This is a genomic window from Corynebacterium sp. TAE3-ERU30 (genome assembly GCF_019209925.1).
GTDB classification, from domain to species: domain Bacteria; phylum Actinomycetota; class Actinomycetes; order Mycobacteriales; family Mycobacteriaceae; genus Corynebacterium; species Corynebacterium megadyptis.
The window spans coordinates 406,401-423,546 of the sequence record NZ_JAHUTO010000002.1 but is presented as its reverse complement, the minus strand read 5'-3'; the positions used below and the strand labels follow the sequence as shown (position 1 = coordinate 423,546).

Below are 17,146 nucleotides of genomic sequence, written 5' to 3'. Positions count from 1 at the left end.
TGTGTGCTTCTTAGGCCTCGGTGGGATCGTCGAGCTTATACTCCCGTGCGGCCTGGGCCACGACGTCCTCGTCTACCTTGCCCTCGCGGGCAAGCGCGGCCAGGGTGGCGACCACGATGGACTCGGCGTCGATATTGAAGTAGCGGCGGGCTGCCGGGCGGGTATCCGAGAAGCCGAAGCCATCGGCACCCAGCACGGTGTAGTCGCCGGGCACCCACTTGCGGATCTGATCCGGCAGAGCGGTAGCGAAGTCCGAGACGGCCACAAACGGGCCCTCGGCGTCGGCAAGCGCGCGGCTGACAAAGGGCTTCTCGTGCTTCTCATCAGGGTGGCGCAGCGCGGCCAGCTCATAGGCTTGGCCATCGCGGGCCAGCTCCGTCCAGCTGGTCACCGAGTAGATATTGGCGGCAACATCGTAGTTCTCGCGCAGCATCTCCTGGGCCTTCAGCGCGGCCTGCATGCCGATACCGGAGGCGAGAATATTCGCGGAGTGCTCGGCATCCTCGGCATCGTCGAAGAGATAGATGCCCTTGAGCAGGCCCTCGACATCGAGGTTCTCCGGCACGGCCGGCTGGGAGGTCGGCTCGTTGTAGATGGTGAGGTAGTAGATCACATCCTCGCCGCGGCCCTCGCCGTACATGCGGTCGATGCCCTCGCGGACGATATAGGCCAGCTCATACGCGAAGGCCGGATCATAGGAGATCACCGAGGGGTTGGTGGAGGCCAGCACAGGGGAGTGGCCGTCCATGTGCTGCAGGCCCTCGCCGGTGAGGGTGGTGCGGCCGGCGGTGGCGCCGAGCAGGAAGCCGCGGGCCATTTGGTCCGCCGCTGCCCAGATGGAGTCGCCGGTGCGCTGGAAGCCGAACATCGAGTAGAAGATGTACAGCGGGATCATCGGCACGCCGTGGGTGGCATAGGAGGTACCGGCGGCGATGAATTCGCCCATGGAACCGGCCTCGTTGATGCCCTCGTGCATGATCTGTCCGTCGGTGGCCTCCCGGTAGGAGAGCATGAGGTCATGGTCCACCGGGGTGTAGTTCTGGCCGTGCGGGTTGTAGATCTTCAGCGTCGGGAACCACGAGTCCATACCGAAGGTGCGGGCCTCATCGGGGATGATCGGCACGAAGTGCGGAGCCAGCTCCTTATCGCGCATCAGATCCTTGAAGATGCGCACAATCGCCATGGTGGTGGCGACCTTCTGCTTTCCCGAGCCCTTGAGCGCGGACTTCAGCTTCTCGATCGGCGGAACGCTCAGCGGCTGGTAGCTATCGCGACGCTCAGGCAGGAAGCCGCCGAGCTCCTTGCGGCGCTCCAGCATGTACTTGACTTCCTCGGACTCCGGGCCGGGGTTGTAGTACGGCGGCAGGTAGGGATCCTTCTCCAATTCCTCATCGGAGATCGGGATTTCTTGCTTATCGCGGAACTTCTTCAGATCCTCCGCGGTGAGCTTCTTCATCTGGTGGGTGGCGTTGCGGCCCTCGAAGTTGTGGCCCAGGCCGTAGCCCTTAATGGTGTGCGCCAGGATCACGGTGGGGCGATCCTTGGTCTCCATGGCGCGCTTGAAGGCGGCATAGATCTTGCGGTAGTCGTGGCCGCCGCGGCGCAGGTTCCAGATTTCCTCATCGCTCATGTCCTCGACCAGCTTGGCGGTGCGCTCATCGCGGCCGAAGAAGTGCTCGCGCACATAGGCGCCGTCATTGGCCTTGAAGGTCTGGAAATCGCCGTCCGGGGTGTGGTTCATCAGGTGAACCAGGGCGCCTTCCTTGTCCTTTTCGAAGAGCTTGTCCCATTCGCGGCCCCACACGACCTTCACCACGGACCAGCCGGCGCCGCGGAAGAAGGACTCGAGTTCCTGAATGATCTGGGTATTACCGCGCACCGGGCCGTCGAGGCGCTGCAGGTTGCAGTTGATGACGAAGGTGAGGTTGTCCAGGTTGTCCAAGGCAGCCATGTGGATGAGGCCGCGAGATTCGGGCTCGTCCATCTCGCCATCGCCAAGGAAGGCCCAGACATGCTGATCGGAGGTGTCCTTGATGCCGCGGTTCTCCAGGTAGCGGTTGAAGCGAGCCTGGTAGATCGCGTTCATCGGGCCCAAGCCCATGGACACGGTGGGGAACTCCCAGAAATTCGGCATCAGGTGCGGGTGCGGGTAGGAGGGCATGCCGCCTTGGGGGCGGGAGACCTCCTGGCGGAAGCCATCCAGATCGTCCTCGCTGAGGCGTCCCTCGAGGAAGGCGCGGGCATACATGCCGGGGGAGGCGTGGCCCTGGAAGAAGATCTGGTCGCCACCGCCGGGGTGATCCTTGCCGCGGAAGAAGTGGTTGAAGCCCACCTCATAGAGCGGGGCAGCGCCGGCATAGGTAGAAATGTGGCCGCCCACCTCGATGCCGGGGCGCTGGGCGCGGTGCACCATGATGGCGGCGTTCCAGCGGATCCAGCGGCGATAACGCTTCTCAATGGTCTCATCGCCGGGAAACTCCGGCTCCATGCTGGTGGGAATGGTGTTCACGTAGTCCGTGGACGTCAATGAGGGCAGCGGTACGCGGCGGGCGCTGGCGCGCTCCAGCAGGCGCAGCATCAGGAAGCGGGCACGCGTGATGTCCGACTCCGCGAGCATGCCATCGAGGGAGTCCAGCCATTCGCGGGTCTCCTCTGGGTCCACGTCATTGAGATAGGACGCGACGCCATCACGAATGAGGGAGAAGTTTGTTTGGTCTTGAGAGCTGTCGCCGGCGGTGGAAGCCATGCCTTAAACCTCCTAGGGTCAAAAAATTGTTCCTTCGTCGAATGCCCCATCACCCTCTAAAAGGGGGCGCGCAGCGGCGCAATGGGGTGTCCGCGGAGACTCTGTCTACTCACTAGAATACGGATCAATCCGCGGTGGCATGGCACTGCGTTCCACTGATCCTTTTGTGCACAATGCTTATCGACGCCGCCCCGCCGCCTTTTATGCTTCGTGCCTGCAGATTGGCCATGCTCTTTGTGCAGCTAAGCGCCTCGCGCCGCCACACAGTGGCCCCATGGCGGCCGCAGAACAAGAGCGGCGCGCGGGTCCGCACTGTGTGTAGTGAACGGGGGTGCGGCCCCGCGCTAGTGGTGGGACGTGTGGGCACGGGAGGGTCTTTTTTAGTTTGGGATGAGATAAAAGGCTCTCAGGGCTGTAGTCTCTGAAGGGTGACCTCAACTAAAGCTCAGGAAGGAACCAACCCAGTGGGCGACGCCCCCGGCGCCGTAAACAACAGCGGAGCAGGCTATGCCCAGCTGATGGATGTAAAGACCGGCGACATTATCCAAGAAGTCGGCTGGGACGAGGATGCGGACAGCACGATCAGCGAGGCCCTCGAGGACGCTATCGGCGCCGAGCTCCTCCAAGAAGACACTGATGAACTCTGTGATGTCGTGCTGTTGTGGTGGCGTGAAGAGGACGGCGACTTAGTCGACGGCCTCGTAGACTCCCTTCGCTCCCTCGCCGACAGTGGCGCAGTGTGGCTGCTGACTCCCGGCGCCGGCCAGCCCGGCACCATCGAGCCGGGCGTGATCGCGGAATCCGCGCAGCTCGCCGGGCTGGTGCAAACCAAGGCAGAGCGCCTCGGCGATTGGCAGGGTTCCTGCTTGGTACAGCGCGGCTATAAGCGCTAGTTTCTTTTCTCATTCGCGCAGCTAGAGGGCATTGTTTAAGGATTGTCCTCGGGCTGTGCTACTGTGTCCACACAGCTCACAATGGTGAGCGTGCGCGCCTTTAGCTCAGCTGGAAGAGCAGCTGGTTTACACCCAGCAGGTCGGCGGTTCGAGCCCGTCAGGGCGCACAGATTCACAGCCCCATCGCAGTAGTGCGGTGGGGCTGTGTGTATGTGTGGGGGAAATTTGCTGTGGCGCATGTGGCGGGTGTGAAAATTGGGAATTTTGAATCCAAAAGGGTGTTGCAGAAAGTTTATTTTTAGCAGCTATATAGCTGCTGTGTCACCGTCGCTACGGTCATTAATAAAAGGGGCAATGCGCTGGGGGAATGGCCTCTGTGGGGCTGAGAAGAAAATAAGGGCGTAGCGGCCGTGTCGCTGCGTGCCGCGCTAGATAACGGTTGTGTCACGATTATCTATGATCTATCCTCAACACGTGATTTAAAACCCTCTGTGCTGCGTTCCCGTCGGGTTCGTGGCGAGGGTGTCAATATGACCGCCGTGCAGTCTCGGCCGCCTCGATGAGCGCTCTTCTCAGCTTCTGCTGAGGGGTAGTTCAGTCTGGGCGGGGGCTGCATATTCTTAGGAAATGTGAGTTATGCGTCGTTTCTCCTCCTCCATCCTTAAGGCCACCGTCGCCGCGGTGACTGTGGCCACCATCGGCTTGGGCTCCGCCAACGTGGCCTCTGCCCAGCTTCCGCAGCTGCCGCCGCTGCCGGAGGTGCCGCAGATCCCGGGTCTGCCTGCTGCCCCGGCACTGCCGCCGGCACCGGGCCTGCCCTTCCAGCCGGTTCACTCGGGGGAGAAGGAGATGGTGACCTTCGGTGACTCCTTCACCGCCAACGCCGGTAAGGGTGGCCCGCGTGGCCTGGCTCCCGCACAGAGCCCGCTGGTGCCGAACTGCGCCACCGATATGGATAACTGGCCCAAGACCGCTGCCCGCGACCTCGGCTACTCCCTCGCTGACTGGTCCTGCAATGGCACCGGCGGCGCCCCCGTCATTCAGCTGCGCGCCTACCTGGAGCTCGCCATCCAGCAGGGATCCATCGGCCCCGGCACCAAGGAAGTCGCCATGATGTACGGCGGCCTCGATACCCTGCAGTGGGTCGATGCCGGCATGGACATGGCCAATATCCCCACCCCGGATTCCACTCTCTTCCGCGAGACCATGCGCGAGACCGCTAACCGCATCCGCCAGGTGGCCCCGAACGCTCGCGTCTCCCTGGTGTCCTACCCCGAGTTCGCCACCAACGATCAGGTCTGCCTCTACAACGAGCAGAACGTGCTGCACCCCATCGCCACCCCGGGCGCCACCCAGGTGCAGGAGAAGTTCCGCGACTCCCTGCGTAATGCCGCTCACTTCGCTGGCATGAACTTCGTGGATATCTACCCCGAGAGCATCGGCCACGGCACCTGCGCTCCCCGCAATGAGGATCGCTGGGTCGCCGGCGTGGCGGACCCGGTGATCGGGCCGCTGCCGAACCACCCGACCGTCCAGGGCACCAAGGCTATGGGCCACATCGTGGCCAATAAGCTGCGCTAAGTCGCTCTGAGTGCCTGCCACCGCCCCCACGCCCTGCATGGTGTGGGGGCGGTTGTCGTAGGCTAGACGCTTATGACTGCTCCTATGCACGGCCGCGCCGGCGCCTGCGGCATTATCGCTGGGGTCGCCGCCGACCGGATCATCGGCGATCCGCAGCGCGGGCACCCCGTGGCGCTATTCGGCCGTTATGCGCTGTGGCTGGAGCGCCACCTCTATGCCGACTCGGTGGCCCGCGGCGCCCTCTATTGGGGCGCGGCGCTGGCCCCTGTGGTGCTCGCGACGCACGCGGCGGCGAAACGCGCCCCGGAGCTCACCATGGCGGCGGTGCTATGGGCCAGTCTCGGCGGCACCACCCTCGAGCGCGTCGGCAGCAGCTTGGCCGATGCCCTTGAGGCCGGCGAGAGCGAGAGCGCCCGCGCCTGGATCCCTTGGCTCTGCTCCCGAGATCCCGCGCTGCTTGATCTGCCGGCCATGGCCCGCGCCGGCACCGAATCCCTGGCGGAGAATACCTCCGATGCCGCGGTGGTGCCGCTGGTGCTCGCCGCCACCGGCCGCCCCGAGCTGGTGGCCGCGCACCGCGCGATTAACACCCTCGACGCCATGGTGGGCTATCGCTCCGAGCGTTATCTCCGCTTCGGGCGCGTCGCCGCAGTCGTCGATGATGTCGTTGCCTATATCCCCGCCCGTATCAATGGGGCCCTGCACGTGGCCTTGGCCGCCACCCGCGGCCGGGGGCGTGCGACGCTGCGTTTTTGGCGGGAGCAGGCCCCGCAGCATCCCAGCCCCAATGCCGGGGTGGTGGAGTCCACCGCCGCCGGCTATCTCGGGGTGCGCTTGGGCGGGCCCACCGTCTATGCCCATGGCACAGAAAACCGGCCCCACTTGGGGGCCGGGTCGCCGCCGCAGGCTCAGGACCTGCGGGCGGCAGTACAGCTGGCGCGGCGCACCCAGGCGCTCGCGGCGCTCGGGGCGGTGCTGCTGGCTCAGAAGCGCTCTTCGTCCTGTTCCGCGCGCCGCTGGAAGGCGCTGTGGCGCTTCTCGCTATAGCGGGCCCGTTTCGGGCTCGGCGTGGCCGGAGTGTCGCTGAGATAGGGCTGCGGCTGAGAGAGCGGATCCAAGGCGGAGGTGTGCTCCGTTTCCTCCTCATCGCGGCGGCGCTCCCGCAGCTCGGCATAGATGAAATAGCCCAGCGCGAGCGGCGCCATGATGCCAAAGGCAATCCACTGCAAACCATAGGAGAGATAGGGGCCACTCTCCTTTGAGGGCAGCGGCTGGGCGGTGAGCACCCCCGGCTGATCCGCGGTGAGCTGCACAAAATCGCGGCCCAGCGGCAGTCCGGTGAGCTCCGCTATCTGCTCGGTATTAATGCCCCATACCTGCTCATAGCCCTGATCGAACATCGGCTCCTGGGTGGGGGTGGGCTCATTGACGCGCACATGGGTGGTGATCGTCACCTCGCCGTTGGGCGCGGGCGCAATGGAGGGCACCTCGGTATTGCGGGCCGGCACATAGCCGCGATTGACCAGCACCACCTCGCCGGAATCCAGCTCGAAGGGGGTCAGCGCGTTGAAGGCCGGGCCGCCGCCGACAGGGCGCATACGCAAAAGCACCTCGTGCTCGGGGAGATAGTGCCCGCGCAGAATCGCGCGATGCCACTCATCTGCCGGATCAATGCGGCCGGTGGAGTCCACCAGCTCGCTATAGTCCACCGGCTCCACCGCAAAAGCGGCATCCAGCTGCTCATTGCGCTCATTGGTATCGGAGTTCTTGCCCAGCTGCCACGGTGCGAGCACCGCAATAGCAAGATAGGTGAAGGCCACCACAAGGACGGCGGCGATCACCCAGCCAGGATTGAGAAAAGCCTTCAGGCCCGCAGAGCTGCGGCTGCTTTCGGCGCTGTTATGTCCAGACACGGTGCTTAGCTTAGCGAAGTCGCGTGACGAACCCAGTCCACAATGCCCGGGGTGGCCGCCTCGATCTGTCTGCGGGTGATGCTAAAGCCCTCGCTGCCGCCATAATAGGGATCCTCCACGATGGCCCCCGGAGCGGAGTCCGGATCAAAGGAGCGCAATAAACGAATGCGCTCTTCAGCGGCGCCCTGGGAGAGAAGGTCATCGATGTGGCCATCGTCGAGAGCGATCAGCAGGTCGGCGTCGATAAGCGCACTATTCAGCTGCTGGGCGCGATGGGACTCGCCATCATAGCCATGCGCAGCCAATTCGGCGCGGGCGCGACGATCCGCCTGTTGGCCGCTATGCCAGCCGCCGATACCGCAGGAGGAGATCTCGACGGCGTCGGCCATGCCCGCATCCTCGACTGCGGCGCGCACGATGACCTCGGCCATGGGGGAGCGGCAAATATTGCCGGTGCAGACGAACACGATGTGGGGCTTAGCTGAAGTAGTCACTGAGAATCCTTTCGGTGGCTGCAAAATCGGAAGCCGAGTGGGTGGCCGCCGCGTACTCGTCCGGGCGCCCATATCCCCACTCAGCCGCGATGGAATCGATCGACCGGGCGTTGGCTGCCTCAAAATCGTGGATGCGATCGCCCACCAGCACCACTGTGTCGCGCTGCGGATCGATCTCGAGGCGGTCCATGACATAGTCGAGCACCGCAATCTTAGTGCGGCGGGTGCCGTGCTCCTCGGCCGCCCCAAGGAAGGCGAGATGCTCCATCATGTCGAAGTGCTCCAGGGTCTGGCGAGCAAAGCCTTCGCCCTTGCTCGAACAGGTGGCCACGGTCAGCCCCGGGGTGGCGGCGGCGCGGCGCAGAAAATCCAGCGCGCCGGGGTAGGGCTGCGACATCGACCAGCCCGACTCGCCAAAATAACGCAGATAGGCGTGCAGGCCACGGCGCGCCGTCTGCTCATCCAGACCGAGCCGGCCGAGGGTCTGCTCCATCGGCGGACCAGCGATAGTGGAGAGGAACTCCTCGCTGGGGTGCTCCACGCCCAGCTCGTCGAGGGCGAGCAGCAGGCTATGGCGGATGCCGCGAAAGGAATCCACGAGGGTGCCATCAATATCGAGCAGCAGAAATGTCCCAGAACTCATGCTGTCCAGTCTGTCAGAAACACCCACGCCATGCTTTAGGCTTGAAGCTTGTGTCCCTCTATGATCTGCACTTCCACGGCGATGTGCCCGCGGCCACCGCGGAGCTCGACTTCGCGGTGAATGTCGCCGCCCGCACCCCGGAGTGGCTGCTCGCGCCGCTGCGCGCCGAGGTGGATAATCTGCGCGACTATCCGGACCACGGCCTCGCCGCCCAGGCCCAAGAGGCGATCGCGGCGATGCACGGGGTACAGGCAGAAAATGTGCTCCTGCTCAACGGTGCCGCGGAAGGCTTTGCGCTGCTGGGGCGCTGCGAGCCGCGCCATCCCGTGGTGCTCAGCCCCGGTTTCACCGAGCCCGCCGCCCAGCTGCTCGACCAAGGCTTTGAGGTCGAGCTGTGTCGGACCGCCGCCGATTTCTCGCTCCCGCCGATTCCTGCGGCAGCCGACATGGTGGTGCTCGGCAATCCCACCAACCCCACCGGCCGGCTCTACAGCGCCGAGGAGATCGCCGCGCTGCGCGCCCCACAGCGCACCGTGGTGGTAGATGAGGCCTTCATGGATATCGCCGGCGATGGGCAGAGCGTGATCACTCAGGCCGCGGCGGGGGAGTATGTGGTGCTGCGCTCGCTCACCAAAACCTTCGCCCTGGCGGGGCTGCGCTGCGGCTATGCGGTGGCCAGCCCCGAGATTCTTCAGCGCTGGGCGCGCTACCGTCCACACTGGCCGCTGAGCACGCTGCAGTACCGGGCCTTTCTTACTGTGGCCGCCCAGGGCGAGGAGTTCCTCCGCCAGGAGCGGCAGCGGCTGGCGGCGGCGAAACAACGCCAGTGCGCGCTGCTCGCCCCGCATGCGCGGATCCACCTGCCCACCTCGCCTGCGCCCTTTATGCTCATCGAGCCGCGCTGCCACCACCCCGAGCAGGTGCGCCTGGCCCTCGCCCGTGACGGGATTAGTGTGCGCCCCTGCCAGAGCTTCCCCGGGCTGGATGAGCGCTATTGGCGGCTTGCGGTGCGCGAGGAGGCCGCCGTGCGCACGCTTATCGACGCCTTCCTCGAGGCCTGCGCCACCACCACGGACTAGGCACGTACGCTGGGGTGGACGAGATCCCACAGCGACTGAGGAGAGCCCATGAGCTATACCGTGGCCGATATCCGCACCATCCTAGACCGCGCCTACCCGCCCTATCTGGCGGAATCCTGGGACAAGGTGGGCCTGATCTGCGGTGACCCGGCAGCGCCGGTGCGCTCTGTGGGCTTCGCTTTGGATGTCACCCTCGAGGTGGCCCAGCGCGCCGTGGAGCAGGGAGTGGACATGCTCATCGTGCACCACCCGCTGCTGCTGCGGGGCGTGAACTCGGTGGCCGCCGACACCCCGAAGGGGCAGGTGCTGCACACCCTTATCCGCGGCGGGGTGGCGCTTTTTGCGGCGCACACCAACGCCGATTCGGCGCGGCCTGGGGTGAACGATAAGCTCGCCGAGCTGGTCGGCATTCGCCCCGGCCGGCCCATCAAGCCGATCGATCCCGCCGGGCTGGATAAGTGGGGCGTGCAGGTGCCCGAAAGCCATCTGGAACAGGTCAAGCAGGCGCTATTTAGCGCTGGTGCGGGCGAGATCGGGCACTATGCCAAGTGCGCCTATAGCTTCCCCGGCACCGGCCAATTTGAGCCCCAAGACGGCGCCGATCCCTATGACGGCGAGGTGGGCACCCTGCAGCGCACCGCGGAGTGGCGGGTGGAATGCGTGGCCCCGCGCCGGGCCCGCCAGGCCATCCATGACGCGCTACAGCAGGCCCATCCCTATGAGGAGGTGGCCTTCGATATCGTCGAGCTCGCCGGCATCACCGACCCCGAGCACGCCTATGGTTTGGGACGCATCGGACAGCTGCCCGAGCCGATGCGGCTCGCCGATTTTGTGCAGCAGGTGGCGAACGCCCTGCCCGAAACCGCCTGGGGGATTCGCGCCGCCGGCGACCCCGAGCAGCTCGTGCAGCGCGTGGCGGTCTCCTCCGGGGCGGGGGATAGCTTCCTCGATACGGTGCGCGGACTAGACGTGGACGTCTACGTCACCTCCGATCTGCGCCATCACCCCGTGGACGAGTATCTGCGCGCCGGCGGTCCCGCCGTGATCGATACCGCGCACTGGGCCAGCGAGTTCCCCTGGACGGCGCAGGTCAGTGAGCTGATCGCTACGGAAACGGGGCTAGACACTACAATCATCGACATCCGTACCGATCCGTGGACGATGTCCGCACACCCGCACCACCACTAGAGGAGAATCATGCGCCTAGCTGCGCACTTGCAGCCCATGCTCGCCGAATTAGCTCGCCGCGAACGCGTCGGAGCCGGCCCGCTGAAAAAAGAAGAGCAGGCCGAGCGCGAGGTGTTGGAGGCGTTGCTTGCCCAGCGCGCCGAGGAGCGCAATGCTCGCGCCGCCTCGCAGATGTCCACCGAGGATCAGCGCTGGGCAGTGAGCCGGATCGAGGCGGATATCCGCAAGCTACGCCGCCGCGAAAAGGCCAATGTGCAGGCCCTGGGGGCGTCAACGGATACCGCCACCCGCCGCGATCTTGAGCACGATCTGCGCTCCACTCGCCAAAAACTGGGCGAGCAGCAGAACCTCCTGCAAGAGGCGGAGCAGCGGGTGGCTGCCGCCGAGATGAACACCATGGCCAGCGGCGCGGAATCCGATGAGCTGGACCGCAAGATTGAGGCCGCGGAGCGGGCCGTGGCCGCCGCCCAACACGCCACCGAGGCAGCCGAGGCCTCGAATGCGGAGCGCATCACGGAGATCCGCGCCGAGCTTCCCGAGGACGCGCTGCGGCTGCTCGCGGCGAGCGCCTCCGCCTTCGGCGCCGCATTCTTTAATGGGCGCACCTGTGGCGGGTGTTCCATTATCCTGCCGGTGGCGCAGGCATCCGCCATCATGTCCGCCCCCAGCGATAGCGTGCCCACCTGCCCAGAGTGTGGCACCTACCTGGTGCGTGAGCGCGGCTAGGGGGCATCTATGAAGCTGGTTATTGAATCCGATGGCGGCTCGCGCGGCAATCCGGGCATCGCTGGGGCCGGCACCGTGGTGTATAACGCCACCCGCAGCCGCGAGCTGGCCACCGTGGTGGAATACCTGGGCTCGGCGAGCAATAACGTAGCCGAGTACCACGGCATGATTAACGGCCTGCGCGTCGCCCGCGACCTTGGTGCCTCCGAGGTGGAGGTGTACATGGACTCCAAGCTGGTGGTGCAGCAGATGTCTGGGGCGTGGAAGATCAAGCACGCCGATATGCAGAAGCTGGCACTGGCGGCACGCTCCCTGGCCCAAGAGATCGGGGCAGTGAGCTATCACTGGATTCCGCGCGCCAAGAATAAGCGAGCCGATGAGCTCTCTAATGAGGCCATGGATCTGCACGGCACCGGGGTGAAGCCGGGGCATATGGTGCTCGGCGGGGAGGATCGCCCCCAGCCGCGGGCGGTACATCCGCTACTGGCCACCGACGAGCCCGGCACCGTTCAGGAACTGCCGCTCGACCCCGCGCCGAGCGCGCCCAGCACCGCGGCGCGCTGGACTGGGGCGACGAGCACGCCGACGCGGCTGATCCTGCTGCGCCACGGCCAAACCGAGATGTCCGCGCAGAAACTCTATGCCGGCCACTCCGATGCCCCGCTCACGGAGCTCGGCGAACAGCAGGTGCGGGCGGCCGCACAGCGCATTGCCGCCGGCCTCGACGGCGAGGGCTTCTATGGGGCCCAGCACATCGACGCCATCGTGGCCTCGCCGCTGAGCCGCGCCCAGCGCAGCGCCGAGATCCTTACCGAGACGATCGACGGCCCGGCGGTGGAGACCGCCGAATGCCTGCGCGAGATGGACTTTGGCGACTGGGATGGGCTGAGCTTCGCCGACGCCCACGCCCGCGATCCACAGCTGCACAGCACCTGGCTGAACGACCCCACCACGGCCGCCCCCGGTGGGGAATCCGTACTCGACGCCGATCAGCGCGTATGGGAGGGTGTGCAGCAGCTCATTGAGAACCACCGCGAACGCAACCTTGCCCTCGTCGCCCATGTCACCCCCATCAAGGCGGTGCTGCGGCATGCACTTGGCGCCGATGAGCGCTTCTTCCACCGGCTGCACCTCGACCTCGCCTCCATTTCTGTGGTGGAGTTCTATGCCGATGGCCCAGTGAGTGTGCGCATTGTGAATCTCACCGGCTAAGCTAGCTTCTTGCGAATGAGTCGGCTGGGTAATCGCGGCGGGCGTAACTGCGCGGAAGCGTGTACGTCGCCTCGTCGAGGAAAGTCCGGACTCCACAGAGCACGGTGGTTGCTAACGGCAACCCAGGGCGACCTGCGGGAATAGTGCCACAGAAAGGAAACCGCCTCCCAGCTGCACTGGATGATATGCACTGGCAGGTAAGGGTGAAAGGGTGTGTTAAGAGCGCACCAGCGCCCGCAGTGATGCGGGCGGCTAGGTAAACCCCACCGGGAGCAAGGCCGAAGGGCGCACCTCTGGTGTGCCTGCACACGGACAGCCACGTGAAAGGCTGAAGTTGCTCGACTTCGTGAGCCGTGTGGGTTGGCCGCGTGAGGCCCGTCAGCAATGGCGGGTCCAGATGGATGATTACCGCCCACGGCAGCAGCCGCGGGAACAGAATCCGGCTCATAGGCCGGCTCATTCGCCCCTTTTTTTACTCGCCCAGTAGCCCAGCCTGCCGGTAGAGCTGGTGGAAGTGGTGCACCGGCCCGTGGCCGTGGCCGACCTCCAGCTCATCGGCGTGCGCGATGGCCTCATGCAGCCACACGGTGGCCCAGTGCACCGCCTCGGAGGCGTGCTCGCCGGCGCCGAGCCGCGTCGCAATAGCCGAGGACAGGGAGCAGCCGGTGCCGTGGGTATTGCGGGTATCGATCCGCTCGACGGGGGTATGCCACTGGGCGCCATCGGGGGTAATCAGGGTGTTGCCGGTGTCCGCATCGGAGATATGGCCGCCCTTGCACACCACGGCGGTGTGCAGCGTGCGCGCCACCTCGGTGGCATAGGCCAGCGATTCCTCGCGATTCGCACAGGCCCCAGCGTGGAACGGGCCACCGCCGTTCATGGCCTGCCGGAGCACCGCCAGCTCCCCAGCATTGGGCGTGATCAGATCGGCGCGGGGGAGCAGCTCGATCAAGGCATCGGCCGAGCGCTCATCGTGCAGCAGATCCCCCGAGGAGGCCTTCATCACAGGGTCGATCACCACCGGGATGTCGGCGTCGATACACCCCAGAAAATCCGCCACCTCGGTGATGGTCTCGCGATCGCCAAGCATGCCGATCTTGATGGCATCAATATCCACATCGCTGCGCACCGCCTCTAGCTGCTCGCGCAGGAAAGAGTGGGGCGGGGTAAAAATCTCGCGCACCCCGCGGGTGTTTTGCGATACCAGGGAGGTCACCACCGTCATGGCGAAACCTCCGGCCGCGGAGATGGCCTTGATATCGGCTTGGATACCGGCGCCGCCGGTGGGATCCGTACCAGCGATGGACAGGACGCGAGGGATGGAGTCGAAGGTCATAGGCTCTCGTATCGGTGGGGCTAGTGCATACAGGCGGTGGTTCCGGTGCCCAGGGCAACGACGACACACCCGTCCTCGCTGAGCTCGGCAATGGTGTGCTGGGCGCGGGACTGGGGGACAACGGCGAGCACCGCGGGCGAGACGCCCCACTCTAAGGGACGGGCCGCCACGGCCCCGCGGGTGCGGCAGAGCTGCACCAGCGCGGTGAGGTGCTCATCGAGGGGGCTGCCGGTGGCGCAGTGCGCCGCCAGCGCTGCCGCCGAGGCATTCAACGCATCATAGGCTTGGGATTCGCGCCGGGAGCGCAAAAACATGGCGGTGTGCTGGGCGCGCTCATCTTCCGCCGCGAAAAACTCGGCCCACTCCTGTGCCTCGCGGGCGCTCGGTACATAGTCCGGCACGGGGGTATCGCTGTGGGAATGGTGAATATGCAACGCCTGCACCCAGTCATGGATACGCTCTGGGGCATCGGGGAGACTTCGCAGTGTCGTCACCCCGAAAGTAGAACAGGCCGCAGCCATGCAGGCGCGGCGGGTGGCGCTCGCCTCCGCAGGTGCGGGGCGCTCGCCCGGGGCATACACCCCGATCACCACGTGCGGCTGCCCGCCGTCCTGGCTGAGATGCGCGGCGGCCGTCACCGAGCCATCGGCGTGATCGAGCACCACCAGATGCGGCTTCGTGGTCGCCCCAGCGCTCCGCAGCGCCGCGTGGTAGCGGGCGGGAAGCACCGGCTGCGGGGCCAGCGTGGCGGCATGATGCACCAAGGTGTCCACCACGCGGGTGCGCCCGGGCGCATCGTCCTTGGCCGTGGACTCGCTGTGAATGAGCAGCGCCAGCGCCGCCTCGGTGGCCTCGAAGCGGCCAAAGCCCTCGACGGCGGGAATATCGGTGAAGACAGTGATCTCCAGGCCGGCGTGACCGGAGGTGGTGGAGGGGCGCCAGCCGAGGCTGGCAATGAGCGTCGATAAGCGCCATGCCCACGGATATGCGGCGCGCAGCTCCGCGTGGGCAGCGGGCGGCTGATCCATGAGCTCGACCACCCGCGACCAGCCAATGGTCTCGCTGAACGTGGTGGTGGTGCCGTCCACATCGCGGGCGTGCACCTGCACCCGCACCACATCTTCGGCGATGGGGCTGGCGGCTACCGCGCTGCGATAGGTCGTGTGCGCAATGATGACGGTGCCGCCGGTGTCATCGCCATATTCGCCCATGACCGGCACAGTCGCAGGGGCCGAGGCCACCGGAGCGGCGGTGGGGTGTAGCCGTGCCACCTCCGCTGCGTGATCAGGATGTGCGCTCGGCCACAACACCTTGGCCCCTCCTTAGGACTCCGCGGGAACATAACTTCTCACCCACTCTAGGACAGCGTGTTCCCGCATGTGCCGACATGGGGGCGCTAAGGCCCCTACAATGGGCATAATGCCCAATACACATAGTTTTTAAGGAGACTGCATGACTGAGAAAAAGTGGTACTACAACACCTCCACCGGAGAAGTGTCCACCGACAAGGTGGGATCGTGGGACGATCGCATGGGTCCCTATGCCACCGAAGAAGAGGCCCGCAACGCCTTCGAGATCGCGCACCAGCGCAACGAGGCCGCCGATGAGCGCGAGCGCGAGGACGACTGGAACGACGACGACTGGGGATAAGCCCAGCAGTCGCAGCGCTTATCGACGCCGCCCTCGCATCTTTGTATAGGCGGCGCGAATAGCGTCGAAAGACTCTTCATAGCCACTGAGGGCCTGCAGCCCCAGCTGGCGTTCTTTTTGATAGAGCAGCCCATAGGCGAAGGTATCCTCGCCCTTCGCGCGGGCGCGCAGCGCGAGCCGCACGATCATATCGCGCGAGGTGACGGTGTCCTGGAAATCGCCGAGCACAGACTGCATGCGCTTACAGGCCTTCACCACCTTCTTCGTTTTCAAGGAGGTGGCCGCACCGGCAGCATCCGCCGAATAGCGGAGCTTCTTCGCAGCCTTGCGCATATTGTGTACCGCGTTTTCGCGGGTGTGCAGATCCAGCTCCTGGTCGGCCCACAGCGCCACCGCTTTCTTATGGCGCTTCACCAAGCGGCGATAGGCGTCGTCGAGATGGCTGGCCAGCACCTGCTCCGGCTCAGCCGCGGCGGCCGTGTCGCCGGCCTCATGCGCGTCGTCGGCCAGCGGCGGATGGGCGAGCAGCTCGTCGAGATCTCGCAATAAGGTGAGATAGCGCTCGCTATCAAGCACCTTCACCACCCGGGCGTGGGCGCGGCGATAATCGCGGTGGAGACCCTGGAGCACGCGGGTGCGGGTGGTCTCATCGATCATGCCGCTGTCCTCGGCCTCAATCAGGTGAGCCATGCGCTCGGCCACCACCTCCGCATCGCGGGCCTGGCCAAGGATGCCGGCCAGGGCCTTGAGCTCCTGCTCAATATGGCCATAGGCCTTGCCCACGAGAATGCCCTCGAAGGTGCGCATGTGGCTGCGCAGCTCGCGGGTGGCCACCCGCATCTGGTGGATCGAATCCCACTCATCGCGGCGCACCCGCGGATCCATCTCCACGATGCGATCGCGATTCTGTGCCAGCGCCGCCACCACGCCCGCCGCGGGGGAGGAAGAGGGCAGCTCGGCCAGCTGCGGGGGAGTGGGGGCGGCAGCAATCGACTCGCCCAGCGCCGCCACCAGCTTGGAGGGGCTATCGGAGTCGCTGGCGCCGGCGGCGCGCACCACCTTGCTGGCCTTGCGCAAGAACTTCGCCCCGCGCTTGGTCTCGGCGGCCGGCCCGGCAAGCTCGATCTCCCACTCGCGCCAGCGCCGCGCCGTGCCCGTGGGCAGGAAAGAGCGGGCAGAAACGTGATCATCGCAGAACTCGGCCAGCGCTTCTCCCGCCGCATCCTCATACACCGTCTCGTGGCGCTCATTATCCACTCGGGCGATAGGCTCGAGGCTCTGGCCGCGGCTTAAGGCCCGCACCGTCGCCAGAATCTCCGCGGGAATGCGTTCCGGATCTGCGGGATCACTATCGGCGTGAATCTCCAGCCGGCCCTGCTCGCCGGGCAGCTTGATATGCCAGCCGGCATCCTTGCCGCCGGTACGGCGCCGCAGCGTCACTTTCGCCCGCGTCAGCCGCAGATCGGGGGTGTCAAAATACACCGCCGATAAACGGTGCACCACGGTCTCACGCGCGGCCTCACAGCCAGAGACATGCGTCAGATCCGGAACCGCGAGCTCCTCGGTGGCGGAGAACTTTATTTCAACCTCAAGATTCGTGGCAGTGCCCATGCCCAATATCTACCAGTTTTGCTCCGTGTTAGCTGCGTAAACACCACTCGGGGGTGTGCCGAGTCGCGGCCGGA

Annotated in this window: 15 protein-coding genes, 1 tRNA gene and 1 other RNA gene; 10 read left to right on the top strand and 7 right to left on the bottom strand. The window is 65.5% G+C overall.

Annotated features, from left to right (window positions below; genetic code table 11):
* Positions 1-10 precede the first annotated feature (10 nt).
* Positions 11-2,746 carry a pyruvate dehydrogenase (acetyl-transferring), homodimeric type gene (gene aceE, locus KR227_RS04860; protein ID WP_218364060.1) on the bottom strand — a complete coding sequence of 912 codons (2,736 nt, stop codon included), beginning with the start codon at positions 2,744-2,746 and terminating at the stop codon, positions 11-13.
* A 518-nt stretch (positions 2,747-3,264) separates the two neighbouring features.
* Here aceE and KR227_RS04855 point away from each other — a divergent pair.
* The 4 genes from KR227_RS04855 (at position 3,265) to KR227_RS04840 (ending at position 6,267) form a co-directional block, all read left to right on the top strand.
* On the top strand, positions 3,265-3,639 hold the full coding sequence (locus tag KR227_RS04855; protein WP_151529262.1) for a DUF3052 domain-containing protein: 375 nt from the start codon (positions 3,265-3,267) through the stop codon (positions 3,637-3,639).
* Between the two features lie 94 nt (positions 3,640-3,733).
* Positions 3,734-3,806: transfer RNA gene (locus KR227_RS04850), tRNA-Val, on the top strand.
* A gap of 469 nt (positions 3,807-4,275) precedes the next feature.
* On the top strand, positions 4,276-5,220 hold the full coding sequence (locus KR227_RS04845) for a GDSL-type esterase/lipase family protein (RefSeq protein ID WP_218364058.1): 945 nt from the start codon (positions 4,276-4,278) through the stop codon (positions 5,218-5,220).
* A gap of 72 nt (positions 5,221-5,292) precedes the next feature.
* On the top strand, positions 5,293-6,267 hold the full coding sequence (locus KR227_RS04840; RefSeq protein ID WP_255549101.1) for a CobD/CbiB family cobalamin biosynthesis protein: 975 nt from the start codon (positions 5,293-5,295) through the stop codon (positions 6,265-6,267).
* Here the strand turns inward: KR227_RS04840 and KR227_RS04835 are convergent.
* From KR227_RS04835 to KR227_RS04825, 3 genes are read right to left on the bottom strand one after another with little or no spacing between them, the layout of a single operon-like run.
* Positions 6,204-7,133 (bottom strand): SURF1 family protein, encoded by a 930-nt coding sequence (locus tag KR227_RS04835; RefSeq protein ID WP_218364056.1) that lies wholly within the window; start codon positions 7,131-7,133, stop codon positions 6,204-6,206. The genes KR227_RS04840 and KR227_RS04835 overlap by 64 nt on opposite strands.
* Before the next feature lie 5 nt (positions 7,134-7,138).
* Complete coding sequence (locus tag KR227_RS04830) at positions 7,139-7,627, bottom strand: low molecular weight protein-tyrosine-phosphatase (RefSeq protein ID WP_370625169.1); 489 nt, start codon at positions 7,625-7,627, stop codon at positions 7,139-7,141.
* The gene (locus KR227_RS04825) at positions 7,611-8,270 is read right to left on the bottom strand and encodes an HAD hydrolase-like protein (RefSeq protein ID WP_218364052.1); all 660 of its coding nucleotides are present in this window, start codon (positions 8,268-8,270) and stop codon (positions 7,611-7,613) included. The genes KR227_RS04830 and KR227_RS04825 overlap by 17 nt, the downstream gene beginning before the upstream one ends.
* Positions 8,271-8,320: 50 nt before the next feature.
* Here KR227_RS04825 and cobC point away from each other — a divergent pair, with 50 nt between their 5' ends.
* From cobC to rnpB, 5 genes are all read left to right on the top strand, one after another.
* Complete coding sequence (gene cobC / locus KR227_RS04820; protein ID WP_218364050.1) at positions 8,321-9,349, top strand: Rv2231c family pyridoxal phosphate-dependent protein CobC; 1,029 nt, start codon at positions 8,321-8,323, stop codon at positions 9,347-9,349.
* A 48-nt stretch (positions 9,350-9,397) separates the two neighbouring features.
* Positions 9,398-10,537 carry a Nif3-like dinuclear metal center hexameric protein gene (locus KR227_RS04815; protein WP_218364048.1) on the top strand — a complete coding sequence of 380 codons (1,140 nt, stop codon included), beginning with the start codon at positions 9,398-9,400 and terminating at the stop codon, positions 10,535-10,537.
* Positions 10,538-10,546: 9 nt separating this feature from the next.
* Positions 10,547-11,263, top strand: coding sequence for a C4-type zinc ribbon domain-containing protein (locus KR227_RS04810; protein ID WP_218364047.1), 717 nt, complete (start codon positions 10,547-10,549; stop codon positions 11,261-11,263).
* 9 nt (positions 11,264-11,272) lie between these two features.
* On the top strand, positions 11,273-12,475 hold the full coding sequence (locus KR227_RS04805) for a bifunctional RNase H/acid phosphatase (protein ID WP_218364046.1): 1,203 nt from the start codon (positions 11,273-11,275) through the stop codon (positions 12,473-12,475).
* Positions 12,476-12,491: 16 nt separating this feature from the next.
* An RNA gene (gene rnpB / locus KR227_RS04800) (RNase P RNA component class A) lies at positions 12,492-12,938 on the top strand.
* A 9-nt stretch (positions 12,939-12,947) separates the two neighbouring features.
* Here the strand turns inward: rnpB and thiD are convergent.
* Positions 12,948-13,811, bottom strand: coding sequence for a bifunctional hydroxymethylpyrimidine kinase/phosphomethylpyrimidine kinase (thiD, locus tag KR227_RS04795; protein ID WP_218364045.1), 864 nt, complete (start codon positions 13,809-13,811; stop codon positions 12,948-12,950).
* Positions 13,812-13,831: 20 nt separating this feature from the next.
* The gene (locus KR227_RS04790) at positions 13,832-15,121 is read right to left on the bottom strand and encodes a hypothetical protein (RefSeq protein WP_218364044.1); all 1,290 of its coding nucleotides are present in this window, start codon (positions 15,119-15,121) and stop codon (positions 13,832-13,834) included.
* A 142-nt stretch (positions 15,122-15,263) separates the two neighbouring features.
* Between KR227_RS04790 and KR227_RS04785 the strand changes: the two genes are divergently transcribed.
* Positions 15,264-15,461, top strand: coding sequence for a hypothetical protein (locus tag KR227_RS04785; RefSeq protein ID WP_218364043.1), 198 nt, complete (start codon positions 15,264-15,266; stop codon positions 15,459-15,461).
* Positions 15,462-15,479: 18 nt separating this feature from the next.
* On the opposite strand, the gene KR227_RS04780 is transcribed toward KR227_RS04785, so the two are convergent.
* Positions 15,480-17,072, bottom strand: a complete 1,593-nt coding sequence (locus KR227_RS04780; protein WP_218364042.1) for a CYTH and CHAD domain-containing protein — start codon at positions 17,070-17,072, stop codon at positions 15,480-15,482.
* Positions 17,073-17,146: the final 74 nt, after the last annotated feature.